General features: G+C 55.5%; 13 protein-coding genes. 6 read left to right on the top strand and 7 right to left on the bottom strand.

Annotated features, from left to right (window positions below; all coding sequences use genetic code 11):
• The first annotated feature begins 63 nt into the window (after positions 1-63).
• Positions 64-345: a YjcB family protein gene (locus ABLV64_RS10495; protein WP_002885064.1), complete on the top strand. Its 282-nt coding sequence runs from the start codon at positions 64-66 to the stop codon at positions 343-345.
• A gap of 46 nt (positions 346-391) precedes the next feature.
• Here the strand turns inward: ABLV64_RS10495 and ABLV64_RS10490 are convergent, their stop codons facing one another.
• From ABLV64_RS10490 to ABLV64_RS10475, 4 genes are read right to left on the bottom strand one after another with little or no spacing between them, the layout of a single operon-like run.
• Positions 392-1,249 carry an ABC transporter permease subunit gene (locus ABLV64_RS10490; protein ID WP_053810870.1) on the bottom strand — a complete coding sequence of 286 codons (858 nt, stop codon included), beginning with the start codon at positions 1,247-1,249 and terminating at the stop codon, positions 392-394.
• Entirely contained in the window at positions 1,249-2,079 is an 831-nt protein-coding gene (locus ABLV64_RS10485; protein WP_004206325.1) for an ABC transporter permease subunit, read from the bottom strand. Before ABLV64_RS10485 ends, ABLV64_RS10490 begins: the two co-directional genes overlap by 1 nt.
• A 60-nt stretch (positions 2,080-2,139) precedes the next feature.
• Complete coding sequence (locus tag ABLV64_RS10480; RefSeq protein ID WP_217325162.1) at positions 2,140-3,279, bottom strand: extracellular solute-binding protein; 1,140 nt, start codon at positions 3,277-3,279, stop codon at positions 2,140-2,142.
• A gap of 29 nt (positions 3,280-3,308) precedes the next feature.
• Entirely contained in the window at positions 3,309-4,340 is a 1,032-nt protein-coding gene (locus tag ABLV64_RS10475) for an ABC transporter ATP-binding protein (RefSeq protein WP_004206321.1), read from the bottom strand.
• A 162-nt stretch (positions 4,341-4,502) separates the two neighbouring features.
• On the opposite strand from ABLV64_RS10475, the gene ABLV64_RS10470 reads away from it, so the two are divergent.
• From ABLV64_RS10470 to ABLV64_RS10460, 3 genes are read left to right on the top strand one after another with little or no spacing between them, the layout of a single operon-like run.
• Entirely contained in the window at positions 4,503-5,273 is a 771-nt protein-coding gene (locus ABLV64_RS10470) for a ribonuclease Z (protein ID WP_004206319.1), read from the top strand.
• Positions 5,270-6,289, top strand: a complete 1,020-nt coding sequence (locus ABLV64_RS10465) for a LacI family DNA-binding transcriptional regulator (protein ID WP_049093110.1) — start codon at positions 5,270-5,272, stop codon at positions 6,287-6,289. The genes ABLV64_RS10470 and ABLV64_RS10465 overlap by 4 nt, the downstream gene beginning before the upstream one ends.
• Positions 6,290-6,299: 10 nt before the next feature.
• Positions 6,300-7,061, top strand: a complete 762-nt coding sequence (locus tag ABLV64_RS10460) for an inositol monophosphatase (protein ID WP_049093109.1) — start codon at positions 6,300-6,302, stop codon at positions 7,059-7,061.
• A 38-nt stretch (positions 7,062-7,099) separates the two neighbouring features.
• Here ABLV64_RS10460 and iraM read toward each other — a convergent pair whose 3' ends face one another.
• Together iraM and bamA are read right to left on the bottom strand one after the other, a co-directional pair.
• On the bottom strand, positions 7,100-7,453 hold the full coding sequence (iraM, locus tag ABLV64_RS10455) for an anti-adapter protein IraM (RefSeq protein WP_004206315.1): 354 nt from the start codon (positions 7,451-7,453) through the stop codon (positions 7,100-7,102).
• 550 nt (positions 7,454-8,003) lie between these two features.
• Entirely contained in the window at positions 8,004-10,427 is a 2,424-nt protein-coding gene (bamA, locus tag ABLV64_RS10450) for an outer membrane protein assembly factor BamA (RefSeq protein WP_117125009.1), read from the bottom strand.
• A 624-nt stretch (positions 10,428-11,051) separates the two neighbouring features.
• Between bamA and ABLV64_RS10445 the strand changes: the two genes are divergently transcribed.
• A complete protein-coding gene (locus tag ABLV64_RS10445) occupies positions 11,052-12,812 on the top strand; it encodes a tannase/feruloyl esterase family alpha/beta hydrolase (RefSeq protein WP_153651052.1) in 1,761 nt (586 codons plus the stop codon).
• 33 nt (positions 12,813-12,845) lie between these two features.
• The gene (locus tag ABLV64_RS10440; RefSeq protein WP_017900112.1) at positions 12,846-13,214 is read left to right on the top strand and encodes a helix-turn-helix transcriptional regulator; all 369 of its coding nucleotides are present in this window, start codon (positions 12,846-12,848) and stop codon (positions 13,212-13,214) included.
• 265 nt (positions 13,215-13,479) lie between these two features.
• On the opposite strand, the gene ABLV64_RS10435 is transcribed toward ABLV64_RS10440, so the two are convergent.
• On the bottom strand, positions 13,480-15,738 hold the full coding sequence (locus ABLV64_RS10435; protein ID WP_062913522.1) for a TonB-dependent siderophore receptor: 2,259 nt from the start codon (positions 15,736-15,738) through the stop codon (positions 13,480-13,482).
• Between the last annotated feature and the right edge of the window lie 282 nt (positions 15,739-16,020).

The following is a 16,020-nucleotide window of genomic DNA, read 5'->3' as shown; positions in this document are numbered from 1 at the left end:
CTATGCCATCGTCAGTCGCGCCAGGTCGTCCATGGCTCCCCGACTTTCTTTGAGGATAGGTTAATGGCTTCCATTACTACCAGTGTCGTGTTGTTGCGCTGGCCCCTGGTGAGCGCAGTACTCATGTTTCTCGCCAGCTCACTGAATATTCAGCTTCGCAAAAGCGATTACGCCGGTCTGGCGGTGATCTGCAGCTGCCTCGGCCTTGCCGCCGCCTGCTGGTTCGCCACCGGTTTGCTCGGCATCACCCTGCTCGATATTGCCAAAATCTGGGGCAATATCAAAGATGTGATGATTGAAGTCATGAGTCAGACGCCGCCAGAATGGCCAATGATGATGACCTGAGGTTAAAAAGCTTCCCGACGGGAAGCTTTTTCGTTTTCTGCAGCTCTTATTTCCCCAATTTCGCCATCATCTCCGGACGCATAAATTTATGGATCACCACCATAAAGAGCAGCGATGGCACCAGCAAAATCAGCGCGGTAATCGACGAGACCTGATAGTTACCCGACATGCTGGCGTTATAGAGCAGCAGCGGCAGCGTAGTGATATCCGGCGCCCCGACGAAGAAGGTGCCGGTAAACTCATCCAACGACTCCAGAAAAACAAAGATGCAGGCGGCAACGATCCCTGGCGCCGCCTGCGGCAGCACGATGTGCCAGAAGGTATACACCGGTCCGGCGCCCAGGTTACGCGATGCCCGCGCCAGCAGCGGGTCGATGGCTGAAAACGCGGCCACACAGATCCACACCGAGTACATCAGACCATGGACGCTATGCACCAGCACCACCCCCGCGATAGTTCCGTTCAAGCCCCACTGGTAAAACAGACGAGCAATATTCATGTATACCGTCAGGTTGGGAAAGGCCTGCGGGAGGAGAAACAGCAGCATAAACAGCACCCGCAGCGGCATTTTCCGCCGGGAAAGCGCATAGCCGGCGGGAACGGAAATCAGCAAACAGACCCCCACCGACAGCAGGGCGATCAGTATGCTGGTTAACAGCGAGCTGGAGACATCGCTGTACGGATTGAAAACCTGATACCAGTACTTCAGGCCCCACTGGCTGGGCAGCGAATGGGGAAAATACCAGCTTTCCGCTACAGTCCAGATCAACAGGTTCAGAAGCGGGCCAAACATCGCCAGCAGCATAAACAGCAGCAGCAGGCTCTGCAGCACCGGGCTGGCGTTCACTTTACGGCGTCCTCTTACCCACCATGACGGAGAGGAAGCAAGGTTCAGCGCTTTCATCATTCACCGCCTTTTTGCTGCAGGCTATGGCGCAGGTAAAACCACGACAGCGCGCCGCAGATCGCCAGCGACACCACGCCAAGCGCATTCGCCACCGCGTAATCACCATAGGAATTGACGCGAAACGCCATATCCACGGTCAGCATCGTCGGCGTCCCCACGCCGATCATCAGCGGTACCGACAGCACCGACATCATGGTTACCGTCGACAGCACCAGCGCCACGCCGATGGTCGGCAGGACCTGCGGCAGCATAATATCGAACAGCAGCCGCGGCCGGGAGGCGCCAAGGTTACGTGCGGCGAGGATCTGCGACGGCTCCAGCGCCGCCATCGCTCCGCAGATCAACAGCGTAGCAAAGGCCAGCTGCTTCCAGACAAAGGTAATGACAATTCCCTTCCATCCCAACCAGGAGAGGGTCTCCAGCGGCCTGACCAGATCGGCCGCCACCAGCGCATTGTTCATCAGGCCATTTTTGGCGAGAAAAGTGCGCATCATCTGAGCGACGACGATAAAAGGAATAAACAGCGGCAGGCGATACAAAAAACCCAGCAGGCGAACAACGGGCCGGCAAGGCGACAGCGCAATCACTGCCGACAGGGTAATGGCGATCAGCGCTAACAACGCCACCGAGATCAGCACGATAAGCAGCGAAAAGAGCACATCGTTGGCGTAAAGCGCGTAGACCTTGCGAAAATGATCGAGGGTGAACGGCTGTCCCGGCGCGGTAAACGCCGAGACCAGCGAAAACCCCAGCGGATACAAAAACAAGATCGCGACCATCAGCGCGGCCGGGGCAACCAGCAGCAAATATTTTAATGAACTGGACATAAAGAACCTGGCGTTGGCACAAGCAAGCACCCGGGTCGGCGACCCGGGCTGGAAAAAGGGTTAATTGGCCACCTGGCTTTCGTAACCCTCTTTGATATCGTCAAAGTAGGGAGCGATCGGGAAGCTTTTGCCATACTTCGCCAACGCTTCTGGCGAGATTTCGGCAAACAGTTTTTGCCAGGTCGCTGCATCCAGCTTCGGCTTCACCTGCCCGGCGTCGATGCCCGGATACCAGTTGAACTGCTTAACGATCCCCTGCGCCTGCACTTCCGGGCTGGTGGCCAGCGCGATAAAGTCGCGCGCCAGCTGCGGATTCGCCGCTTTCGCCGGAATGACGTAATACATCGGCTGACCCGGCATGCCCGGGGCCAGTAAAGCGAGCTTAATCGATGGCGGCAGCTTGCCCTGATCTTTCCAGCTATAGAACATGTCGACCCATACCGGGCCCATGGCAATCTCTCCCCGACTTAGCATGTCGAGCGTACCAGCGTTGCCCGGAGTGAAAGTGACATTTTTATTGAACGCCTTCAGTTTCTCATAGGCTTGCTGCCAGCCCTTTTCGACGCTTTTATCATAAGGCGCGGAGGAGAGGCGCTCGGCGTCGGTCCCGTAGGCGTAGATCCAGCCCACCACAAAGCTAACGCCGGACATGCCGTTCTTGATGCCGTTATAGCCAAAAGCCTGAGGATGTTTCTGCGTCCAAGCCACCAGCTCGTCATACGACGTCGGTGGCGTATTGACGAGATCGCTGTTCCAGGCGATAGCGGTCTGGCTTAAGAACATCGGCATGACGTATCCGTCGACGTTAACGCCCAGCGCCTGGGTGGCGCTCGGCGAGCTCACCATGCCGCCGGTCTGAATATCCTGGCGATATTTTTGCAGCAATCCCTTTTCCACCTGCTCCCCGCCCGCCTTCTGATGCACCACGGCGACGTCGATATCCCATTGCTGCGCGCCGCTCTCCTGCTGGGCGCTCAGCTTCTCGCTAATTTTATTCGACCCGGCGTCGCCTGGGCCGGTACCGATCACCCGCACCTTGACGCCGGGATGAGCGGCTTCAAATTTTGGCCCCAGCCAGGTTTTCACGTAATCCACCATATTCTGATCGCCCGCGGTGGCGACGTTAAGAAAGGTGTCGGCCTGGGCGCTAACGCTCAGGCAGAGGGTCGTTAAGATCGCTGCTTTCGTCTTAGTAAACATGGATTGTCCCCAGAATGAACACGCTGATATCACTGTGATAGTGGTAAAGGAAAAATATGGAGGGCCGGCATCGGCACATGGAGCCTGACGCGGCTTTTCGTCGGCCAGCACTGAGCGGAGTCGGCCTGCAGCAGGCGGTCATGGCAGCGTACGCTGTGGCGATACAGATTGCCCAGAAACGCGCTCTGCTCCACCATCCCCTCCAGGGCGAGCCCTTCCTGCGGCGCGGGCTGCGTTAATTCAGCGAGCGTGGCATCGGCGCTGCGAAAATAAATGACTTTTTCACCCTGCTGAGCAGCGGATAAACCGGATATTGCGGCAGCGGATATTTCATCAGAGGTTATTTTATTATCGGCGCCCATAAAATCAGCGACGAAGGGTGTCGCGGGCCGCTGATATATTTGTTCCGGCGTGCCGGTTTGCTCAATTCGCCCCTGGTTTAATACCGCAATTCGGTCCGCCATCACTAATGCCTCCTGCTGATCGTGGGTGACAATTAATGACGTAAAGCCGAGTTTCTTTTGCAGAGATTTAATTTCATGGCGCACATTGAGCCGCACTTTGGCATCCAGATTAGATAACGGCTCATCCAGCACCAGCACCTGAGGCTCTATCGCCAGCGCCCTCGCCAGCGCCACCCGCTGCCGCTGGCCGCCCGAGAGTTCGGTCACCTTCACGTCAGCCAGCCCGTCGAGATTGACGATCCGTAGCAGCTCCGCCACTCGCCGCGTGATATCCGCCCCGCGCCATTTGCGCAGCTTCAGGCCATAGCCAATATTGCGCGCCACCGTCAGGTGCGGCCACAGGGCGTAGCTTTGAAACACCATGGTGATATTGCGCTGCTCCGGCGCCTGATGGGTGATCGATCGGCTGGCGATGGCGATCTCCCCGCTTTCCACCGGAATAAAACCGCAGAGGGCATTCAGCAGGGTGGTTTTTCCACATCCCGAAGGGCCGAGCAGGGCGATCATCTCCCCCTGCTCGACCGCCAGATCGATATTATGTAAAACCACTTTATCGCCATAACTAATTTTAAGGCCAGAGATCTTTAAATAACTCATATTCGCTACCTGAAAGCGCTGTTGCGGGCATTTTTTATTGGTATGAACACGTGTTCATTTAGCTGTAAAAAAAATGCAACGTTGACTCGACATGATGTGAGCCTACTTTGTCGGGTATTTATGACAATTTAATTAAGCGACAAAAATTTTTGGCGAGGGTAAATGAAAATAGATGTGCTTGGCTGCGGGAGCGCCTTTTCCTGCACGCAAAATACTTCCGCGTTGCGGGTAATCGACGCGGACAACAAACAGTGGTTAATCGACTGTGGCCCCACCGTTCCCCGCGCGCTCTGGCAGCGCGGCGGCGGGGTCAACGATATCGACGCGATCTACTTCACCCACGTTCATCCGGACCACTGCACCGGTCTGACGGCGCTGCTGAATTACTGGAAAAGCGGCTCCCGCCAGAAGCCGTTGATTATCTACTGCCAGCCGGCGCAGCAGCCGGTGCTCAAGCAGCTGGCCGCGCTGGCGAACTGGCCGCAGGCGGAGCTTGGCTTCACCCTCGACTGGCAAGCGTGTCGCGACGCCTGGACGTGGCAGGACTGGCAGATCCGCACTGCCCCCACCCAGCATGAGCTGAGTAATCGCGCCATCCGTATCACCATTGCCGGGCAGACGCTGTTTTACAGCGGCGATGGCCGGCCGACCGCCGACTCGATGGCCCTGATGGCCGGCGCCGGGCTGGCGTTTCAGGAGTGTGCCTCGGTGGCGGCTCTGGACGATGACGCCTCTCATGGCGATTTCCCCTCTTGCCTGATGCTGTTCAGAACGCTGCAGCTCCCAGCGCTGGGGCTCTATCACTGCGAGGATGCTTCCCTGCCGGCGCTGAAGCAGGCCTGCCAGCCGTGGCCGGGTTTATTCGTTTCCCGGGATGGGCTCGCCTTAACGTTGCCGCGTCCCACGTTTAACGACGAGGCGCATATCCTATGAGCCCTGCACCCCGTAAACCCAGCGTCACCGCCCAGGACGTTGCCCGGCGAGCGGGCGTCTCCCGGGCGGTGGTGTCCCGGGCGTTGAGCAGCAACGGCAGCATCTCTCCCGATGCCCGGGCGCGGGTGTTGCGCGCCGCCGAAGAGCTGGGGTATCAGGTTAATTTCCTCGCCCAGGGGCTGAACCGCCAGCGCAGCCACTTAATCGGCGTGATCGTCTCGCGCATCAGCGATCCTTTTCGCAGCGCCCTGCTTGATGCCCTGCTCAACGAGATCCAACGCCAGGGCTTTCAGGCGCTGGTGAGCGAGATCCATAGCGAGCAGGATCTGGCGCACACCCTGCGCCGTTTCGCTCAGTTTCGCGTCTCCGGAGTTATCGTTACCTCCGGCCAGCCGCCGGAAGCGCTGGTGAACGAGTGCGTTCACCAGCATATTCCGGTGGTGGGCATTAACCGTCAACCGACGATCCCCGGGGTGGATTATGTCTGCTCTGATAACGCCGCTGGCGCCGAGCTGGCCGCCGACCAGCTGTTGCGCAGCGGCTGTCGGCGCTTCGGCTGGCTCAATATTCACCCTTCCACCTGGGCCGGACGCATGCGCGGGGAAGCGTTCAGCCGGGCGCTACAGACGCGCGGAGTGGACATCGAACGCGACCTGGCGCACCTCGCCTGTCCGGAGGAGGGCTACGTCGGCGGTGAGCAGGCCGCGGCGCTCGCTGGCGAGGTGCCTGAGGGGATCTTTTGCGCCAATGCCCAGCTTGCCTGTGGCTTTCTCGATGGAATGCGCCAGCGCGGCAAACAGGCGCCTGAGGATTACCAGCTGATTGGTTTTGATAACACGCCGCCGACCGCGCAATATAGCTACCAGCTCACCACCCTACATCAGGATGTGGCGGCGATTTCCCGCCAGGCGCTTACCCGGCTGCAGGAGCGCGCCGCCGACCCTTTACAACCTTCACGCACCACCTGGGTGGAGGTGACGTTAATTCACCGGCGCACGTCGCCCTTTGTTATCTGAGAGCAGGACTATGACGGAAGCACAACGAGAGTCATTATGCGCCTTGATTCGCCAGGCTGGCGCCCACGCCCAGGCGCTGCGCGATGCGGGATTACAGGTCGATAAAAAATCGCGCCAGGACTTTGTGTCCCAGGCGGATCTCGCGGTAGAACAACAGATTAAAGGCTGGCTGCAGGCCCATTTTCCCCAGGAGGGTTTCCTCGGCGAGGAGAGCGGTTTTGCTGGCGATGAACAGACCGTCTGGGTGCTCGACCCTGTCGATGGCACCACCAACTTTATCCTCGGTATGGATTACTGGTGTATCTCGCTGGCGCGAGTATGCCAGGGCGAGCTGACGCTTGGCATTATCTACGCTCCCGATCGCGATGAGTTTTTCTTCGCCGGCCGCGGCGAAGGCGCGTATCTCAACGGCCAGCGTCTGACGCTACGCGAACCGGATCCGGATGCGGTGGTGGTGGGTATGGGCCGTTCCAGCCGCGCCCCGGCCAGCGACTACGCCCAGGCCATCGCGACCCTGCTCGACGCCGGCCTGGAATATCGCCGCTTCGGCGCGGGGGCCCTGATGCTGGCGCATGTCGCCGCCGGCCAGCTCCATGCCTATTATGAAGCGCATATGAACAGCTGGGACGCGCTGGCAGGCATGCTGTTGATTGAGGAGGCGGGGGGAAAGTGCAATGCGTTTCTCGCCAATGAGGGTCTGCGGCGAGGCAACCTCGTGCTGGCGGGCTGCGCAAGCGTCCAGCCGCGGCTGGCGGCCCTGCTGGCGAAATAACGCCACGCCGCCGGCGGCTGGCCGGCGGCGTGGACTGACTACCGCCAGGGTTCGCTGCGGGGAATATTATTCGGACAGCGCTTAATTGCGCAAAAGGACTGGTAAAAACAGGAGTCAGACCGCTCGCCGCCGGCATGGTATGGGCAAGATGGCCGCTCACGTAATTTTTCCCATTGCGCCTCATCGTACACCGTAATATTGTAGATTTTTAATGAATGATACTGGTCATTAATTAAAACTCTCGAGGAATAGAGCTTCATCGACTCGCCGGGCAGCAGGATCACATCGGCCTCGTACCACATGATAAATTTTAAGAAACGCAGACTGGATATTGCCGAGAAGGCGATGCCGGATTGCGGGCAGATCAGAGTATTAAGAATAGTCCATTTCATATTCCTTCCTTATACAGATGCTACAAATTGTTACCGTATATAGTGATAGCATTCATTATTATAAACCGCAAGCGTCCCTGACAATTATGTGACTTAAGACAATTCCTAACAACACAACCCATTATTAGTAACGTTTCATTTTCCTCTCGAAATTTATGATTAGGCCCGATAAAAAACAGCCAAATTAACCTTAAAAAAGAAAATATAATAAAAAATAAGATAATATAAACTTAATTGACAATACGTCTTAGTCCCTCTGGATGAGGCCTCAGTCATTGGTATTAGATGATGCAGCACTGAGCATTACCCGCGGTTGGCAAGAAAAGAGGACCGTAGCAGGCAGCTATTTATTGCGCGGTTACCTCGTCGTACGTCACCAGCTCCGCGAGGCCCTCAGACCGCGCTCGGGTAAATGTCGCGGGTGTCCCGCCAGATCGCATTCCTTAGCGATAATATCGACATAGCGATTGAGCATATTCTGCTCAATCGCTATGTCGGAAGACAGTCCACAGAATATTGCCACGCCGGTCTAACAAGCCCCGCTGAGGCCCTACCAGGTTTTGCCGATATTAAACTGAAACTGTTCTGCTTTATCACCATCGTACTTTTTAAACGGCTCTGCCCAGGAGAAGACCAGTGGACCAAGGGGAGACATCCACTGCACGGCAATCCCCGCGGAGAGACGAATATGACTCGGATCGCCGTAGTCAGGGATACCTGCCGCCAGCGTCTGCGCGGTGTTGTGCCAGGAGGTGCTCCAGACCGTCCCCGCGTCAACAAACAGCGAGGTTCGCAGACTATCGGCGTATTTGTCATTCACAAAGGGGGTTGGAATGATAAATTCGCTGTTCAGCACCGCCATGGCATTCCCGCCGACCGCATCAGACGAGGCATCCAGCGGGCAGGCGCTATAGCTGCTTTCGCTACCATTGCAGCGGTAATAGGCCGCTTTAGGCCCAATGGTGTTAGAAGAGAAGCCGCGCACCGACGACGAACCGCCAGCGTAAAAGTTATCGTAGAACGGCACACTTTTGCCGTCTAACCCGCCAGCATAGCCTGCGCGCAGGCGTTCCATCCAGACCCAGCGCTTGTTTTCGCTCAGCGGCAGATACTGGGCGGTGTCAAAAGAGAGTTTGTAGTAGCTATTATCCGAACCGGGGAGCGTCACTTTACCGCTCAGGCTGCTCTTGTTTCCCGCACGCGGGAAGAAGCCGCGATCGAGATCGTTGTAGCCCCATCCAAGACTCACAAAATAATCGTTGGCGCTATATTTTGCGCCACTGTCGCCATCTTTCGTCACCACGCTGGGCTCGATTCCCCGAGAGCTGAGGTAGCGCCAGGTCGTCAGCTCCGGATCCATATTGGTCAGGCGATTATGGACATAATCCAGCCCCAGGTTCAGGGAGTTATTTTCGCTAATGGGAAACCCTAGCGTACTGCCTAAGCCATAGCTCTGCTGGTTATAGCTCCCGGCATCCGCATCGGAAGCATCATAGCTGTTATAAAAAATCTTTCCGCCCAGGCTGATGCCATCAACGGTAAACCACGGGTTCGTCGCCCCCAGTTCAAGATAAGACTGATAGCTGTTGCGCGTCCCATTGAAGCTCACGCTATTGCCCGTACCCAGCCAGTTATCCTGCGTCACGCCAAGCTGATAGCTCACGCCGCTATCCGTACCAAATCCCAGGCCCACGTTGAATGAGCCGGTGTTGCGCTCCTTCACCTTGTAGACCACATCGACCTGATCCGCCGTTCCATTGACCGGAACGATCTGCTGTTCAACGTTCTCAAAAAAACCCGTTCGATCAAGACGTACTTTCCCTTGCTCGACTTTTTCGTTGTTGAGCCACGCCCCTTCCATTTGGCGCATTTCACGACGTAACACCGCGTCCCGGGAGGTGTCGTTACCGGAAAAGCGGATCTGGCGTACCGAGTAGCGGCGGCCGGCGTTGACCTGAATATGCAGCGTCACACGATGATGCGCGTCATCGATTTCCGGCGTGGTCGTCACCTGCGGCCAGGCATAACCATACTTACCAAAACGCTTTTTGATCTCATTTTCAACCGTGGTGACTTGCGCCCCGCTATACCATGCCCCCGCCAGCGGCTGGGCAAGGGCCTCGATCTCCGGTCCATGCTGCGCCAGGTCGCCTGTCACCTGAGTTCGGTCGACCCGATAACGTTCGCCTTCATTGAGGGTGATGGTGATATACAGGGATTTTTTATCTGGCGTCATACTGACCTGCGTGGACTGGATCGCAAAGCGCGCATAGCCGCGATCGAGATAAAAACTGCGCAGCGTTTCCAGATCGGCTTCCAGCTTCTGTTTCTGATATTTTTTATCCGCTACCACATTCCACCACGGCACATTATCGCGTAGCTGAAGCTGGTCCAGGAGCGTCTCTTCCCGAAACGCCTGATTACCGATAATGTTTATTTGTGCGATTTTCGCCGATACGCCTTCCTGAAAGACGAACGTTAAGTCAACGCGATTACGCGGTAACGGTGTCACCACAGCGTGAACCTGCGCGCTGTATTTCCCCGCGCTGTAATAGAAATCCTGCAACCCCTTTTCTATTTCGCTAAGCGAATTTCGATCCAGTGCGCTACCTGCTGAAATACCTGTCGCGGTGAGATTTTCCTTTAACGCATCATCCTTCACCGACTTATTCCCGGAAAAACTGATGCTGGCAATAGTGGGCCTCTCCTTAACCTGCACCACCAGCGTTTTCCCATCGCGCAGGATCTGCACATTCTCGAAATTGCCGCTCGCATACAGCGCGCGCACTGCCTCGCTGACTCCCTCTGCAGTCACCGCTTCTCCCGCGTGCAACGGCATACTTAATAGCGCCGCCCCGACGGTCACGCGCTGCAGCCCTTCAAAACGGATATCATCAACTTGATATGAGGTTGCGGCGTACAACGTTAAAGGGGTAATCAATAATCCGCTGATGATATGAGTCTTTTTTAACATGAATGTGTCGTCTACGAGATAATGAGCAATAGCAGTTATCTGCTGGCGTTGAGCTTATTTGTTCAGGATGCGTATCTAAGATATGCGACAGAAATAACCTGAGCGAGGCGCAGAATTACATGCAATTATGGCGACAAAATGGAGAAAAAAAGGATGTTAAATCATCTTTAAAAATATATTTAATGATGGAACTTTTCCTGAACGCCGTGGTTCTAATGGCCAACACCAGAGCTATATTTAGATTTACCTGAACGGTCTTTATTGAAAAAGCCCCCTTTCTTGCTAATGGAAAGGGGGAAGGATCTCGTTAGGAATGTTGTTCTCTGGAATCACCAGGAACAGGCACAATCATATTCTTAAAGCCAGCAGATATAATGAAGAGAAATTGAATAAATTATGCAATCGACATCACAACATTCTATCTTGTATTCACCGCCAGACGCCGATGGCGAACATCTCCATATTTTCCTCAAAATAGCAGAATACATTAGGGACGCCTTATCAAGGCATCAAGGAAAATCTATCGTTATCTACAATAGCCAAGCAGTGGCGCCTCGCCAGGGAAGGTGAGGCATAGGCTTCACCATCCTGCCGCCTCCCATCATCAATCACAGGGAATCGCGTATGACACGCTTACTTAAAACGATGTTACCTATCATTCTCTGCACCCTCGTTGGGTTATCGTTCGCTTCACCCACGCAGGCGGCCTCCAGTCTGCCGATTGTTCTCCCCGCGCTAACATGCGATGCGCTAAGCGCTACCGACTTCAGCGCCGCCGTTGGCGCAAAGGTCACTATCAACCACACTGAAATGCAGACCTCCGCGCAGGGAAGCTGGTGCAAGGTGAGCGCCACTATCGCCCCCCAGATTGGCGTGCAGATTGCCCTGCCGACCCAGCGCTGGAGTCAACGTTTCTTGCAGGTCGGCTGCGGCGGACTGTGCGGGAGTATTAACCTGAGTCTGTCGAATGCCAGCGGCTGCCTGCCGGCAATGAACGGCGAGTTTGTGGTGGCAGCAACCGATATGGGGCACCATGGCAGTATGATGGATGCGTCATGGGCAGAAGATCCGCAAAAGCGCATCGATTTTGCCTGGCGCGCCAACCACCTGACCGCAGTGCTGGCCAAAGCGGTGATGCAGACGCTTTACCGCCAGCCGCCAAAGTACGCGTACTTTATGGGCTGCTCAGACGGCGGTCGCGAAGCATTGATGGAAGCGCAGCGCTTTCCGCAGGATTTTGACGGTATCAGCGCTGGCGCGCCAGCGGCCTTTTTCCAGTTTCAGAACTCCTTCTTCCACGGCTGGAATGTGGCCGCCAATCAGCGTCCGGACGGTACCGCTATCTTGTTGAAAGATCGCTTACCTTTGATTCACCAGGCCATACTGGCTCACTGCCCGACGCTTTCCGGCGTGCAGGACGGCATCCTGCAAAACCCCTATGCCTGTCAGTTCTCTGAGACTTGGCTCCCCCGCTGTCCTGCCAACGCTCAGGACCGTTCCGCCTGCCTGACACAGGAAGAGATTGAGGTAGTGAAAAAGCTCTACCGCGGCGCTTACGACAGCCACGGCGCCCAGTTCGTCGCTGGCGGTCTTCCGCTGGGCTCCGAGCTACGCTGGCCGGTGCCGGAGACGCCGACCGGCCACTCAATGTCGGAAATGATGGTACTACCGGCTCTGCAATCCGTGCTCCTGCCGGGAGGAAAACAGAAGATCCAATCGATGCGGGATTTCCCACTTAATCAGCAGAATTTTGACGCCATCGCTCAACTGGCACCGCTCTATAATGCGGCAAATACCAATCTTCATGCCTATCAGCAGCGCGGCGGCAAGCTTATCCTCTGGCACGGTCTGGCCGATGACTCCGTCAGCCCAGCCTTTTCTATCGCCTATTACCGCGGCGTAGAAGCAGAGATGGGCCATGCCGCAACGGATTCCTTCCTGCGGTTATTCCTGCTGCCTGGGGTAGCACATTGCGGTAATGGCGAAGGTTACGATCAAATTGATCTCCTTACCCCGCTGATGCGCTGGACCGAGGAAGGCATCGCGCCGCAAGAGATTATGGCCGGCAAACGGGCGCCAGCCGCCGCCAGGCTGCCGCCGATGACAGAAAAACCAGATGCCCAAACGCAGTTTCACGGCGTGCAGAAAGTCAGTCAGCCTTACGCTGACGCCGCTCCAGCCGTTATCGCAACGCGTCCGGTGTATCCCTTCCCGGCCATTGCCCGTTATAACGGGCACGGCAACGTGAATGACGGCGAAAATTATCATGCAGAGCAATCAACCGCGTTTGGTCATCTGCAGGTGGCAAAACCCGCCAGCGACTTTATTGGCCCTGATAACCAAAAAAATTATCAGGTTCGCCACGGCGAGCTCACCGTTCAATAAATCCAGGGCTCCTCATTGAGGAGCCCTTCGTTTTTGGGATTGGCCTCAATCATGCATAGCAAAACGCTCCAGCAATCGGTATTAAGCGACCTGCTCTTGTGGATCGATAATAATCTGGATAAGAAACTGACCGTCGACGATCTGAGCGATATCTCTGGTTATTCCCCCTGGCATTTGTTTCGGCTCTTCCGTCATTATTTTGATCGATCGCCGATGGAATATATCCGCCAGCAGCGCATGTCGCTCTGTCGCCGTTTATTGCTGACGACGCCTGGTTACCGTATTGTCGATATTTGTATTATGGTTGGTTATGACGATCTCAGTGCGTTTAATCGTACCTTCAAAAAATATCATGCGCTCACACCCACTCAATATCGTCATCAGGTCACCCGGCAAAAATAAGGAAGGTCCCCCTCCTCCGCATCGCTGCGGTTGGGAATGGAAGGGGGACAGGGGGGTATTGCAGAAGGGAAATAGCAGGGTGCTATTATCGAGCCCGATCGGGATCAACGACCTTGCGCGACGGAAATCAGTATAAAAAGATATTTTGAGCTAATAATGTAGAGGGCGTGAAGATTTTGTCACCATTTATAATTGTCTCCACCGCTCTCATCTGAAATAAAAAAACCGGGCCGCGCTGCACCCGGTTTCATTCTCACCAGCACCATCAGAAGTGAGTATTTACGCTCACAAAGAAGGTCCGCCCCGATTCGTTATAGGTCTCGGCACCCGCGCCATACAGATAAGCTCCCGTCGTCGCGTTGCCGGTCGTTTGCGCATTCCCTGCCCGATAGTGGCGGATATCAAACAGGTTATCTATCCCGCTGGTGAAGCTCAGGTTTTTGTTCACATCCCAGGTCGCACTGAGACCGACAATACTGTATGGGCTGACTTCGTTTAATTCGCTGCCGCTGACCGCCTCGCCCTTATAATTAAAGCGTTTTGGTTTCTGTCGGCCATACCAGGTAAAGGTGCTCTGCAGAGAGAGATCTTCACGGACCTGCCAGCTCAAAGTCGAGTTCAGGGTAAACTGCGGGATCACTGACAGTCGGTCGCCTGTCGTCTTATTCTTGCTCTGCAGCATCCATGTCAGGTTATTGCTCCAGTTAACCGTCTCCCCCATCGGAAGATTCAACGTTCCTTCCAGGCCTTCCACTAACGCCTTTGGTACGTTTTCCCACTGATAGATATTGGTGGTGCCGTTGCTGGCAGTGCCCACCGCCGCGTACCCTGACTCAATCTTGTTGTGATAGTCGTTACGGAACCAGGTGATTCCCGCCTGATAGCCCTCATGCTTATACTCAAGACCAATCTCTTTATTAACGCTGGTCTCCGCTTTCAGGTCGCTATTCCCCATCAGATAGCAGGCGGAACTACTGGCGTAACAGCCTTGACCGTTGCTGTAGAGAATATAGTTCGGGTTCAACTGGTAGAGGTTAGGCGCCTTGTAAGCGCGGGCAATGCCCAGCTTCAGCGTCCAGTCGTCCGTCAGCTCCTGGGACAGGTTCAGCGAGGGGCTCCAGTTATTGCCGACGATGCTGTGGTGGTCGAAGCGCAGAGCGGGTGTCAGCATGGTGCTGTCCGTTAGCGCCATATTATCTTCGGTAAACAGCGAGAAGATCTCGGCGCTGGAGTACGGGCTACGACCGGTAGCCGATACGCCATCGATAGTTCCGTAAGAGAGCGCCTGGGTTGTCGATACGCCATCTTTCATCCGCTGCTGATTCCATTCTGTCCCCAGCGTCAGATTCTGATCGACCCCCAGCGTAAACGGAATATTCACTTCGCTATGTAGCAGAACATCGGCCAGATCGATATCTGAAAACTCGCTACTGGAGAAGATCCCTTCCGTCCCCCCCGCCAGCCCTTCATTCATTCGCGAGTTGCGGGTGTGTTCGTACTGGGCATAGCTGTTGCTGGTCACGCCATTATCCCAGCCGCCGGTCCATGTCACGCCATAAGTTTGCCGGTAGAGACGGTTAGTCTCTTTCCCGTACATACTCTTCACCAGCGTACTGGTATTGGTGTTTTGTGTGTCGCCGGCATAGAGGTTGCCCTGTCGGCTGTAGCCGGCCTCAAACTCCAGGGCCTGCATCGGGGCGAACTCCCAGCGCAGCTTACTGTGAATATCTTTGTTCACCACCCCTTCACGTCCGGCGGGATAAGAGCCCGCGTAGGAGCCTGTACGCTCGGCTTCATGCCCGGCGTTAATGTCCTGAGCATCGGCCTGGGTTTTACTCAAATTACCCCAGAGATTGAAGCTGACACTGTCTGACAGCGGACCATTGAGGCTAAAGTTGGTACGTTTCGTCGACCCTTCTTTACGATGCTGCGGAGCATTCATATAGGTATTCCACGACCCATGCCATTCAGGCGTGGTCGGTTTGGTCACGATGTTGACGACCCCGCCCATCGCGCCATTACCATAGCGCGCCGCCGCCGGGCCGCGGATCACATCGATATGATCGATCATCTCTGCCGGCACCCAGTTGGTATCGCCACGGGAATCACGATCGCCGCGCCAGCCATACCGCACCGAGTTACGGCTGGTGACCGGTTTTCCATCGACCAGCACCAGAGTGTTCTCTGGTCCCATCCCACGGATATCAATTTGCCGGTTGTTGCCTCGCTGACCGCTGGTGGAGTTACCGGTCAGATTGACTCCGGGTTGCGTGCGAATTAACTCCGACACATCGCGGGCGGGGGGATGTTTGCGAATCTCGTCCGCAGTAATGGTCGACACGCCCGGCGCCTGCAGGTTCTGCCTGGCGGCAGTCACCACCATCGTTTCCTCGTGATGTTCAGCAGTGGGGGTGCTCTCGTCAGACGTCGATGGTTCAATAACGCTCTCTGTCGCCTGCAGCGGCACGCTACAGGCAAACAGAGGAATGGCGATCCCCAGCGGGAAGAGAGACGTGTATTTCATAGAATATGCCCTGTTTTCTGTTGCTGTCGGGCATAACGCCTTCCCCAATTGAAAAAACAATGGGATAAAATACTTGCCTCAGCGCCTCACCAGATTTTGGCGCAGGCCAGCGCCTTCCCGGCATTAATGGGAATAAGAAGACAGCGTGAGGCATAATAAAATTAAGTGCCCTGTTTCATCATTAGAGAAAAAGCGCTGCGCGCTATTCTTTGATAGCGTAATCCAGACAGCGTGTCATTAGAGTAATGTGCCGTGTTACGGTAATAAAAATGAGATTCATTA

The sequence above is a fragment of the Klebsiella sp. JB_Kp031 genome (assembly GCF_040064295.1).
GTDB lineage: Bacteria > Pseudomonadota > Gammaproteobacteria > Enterobacterales > Enterobacteriaceae > Klebsiella > Klebsiella quasipneumoniae.
This window is presented reverse-complemented; position numbering and strand designations above follow the sequence as displayed.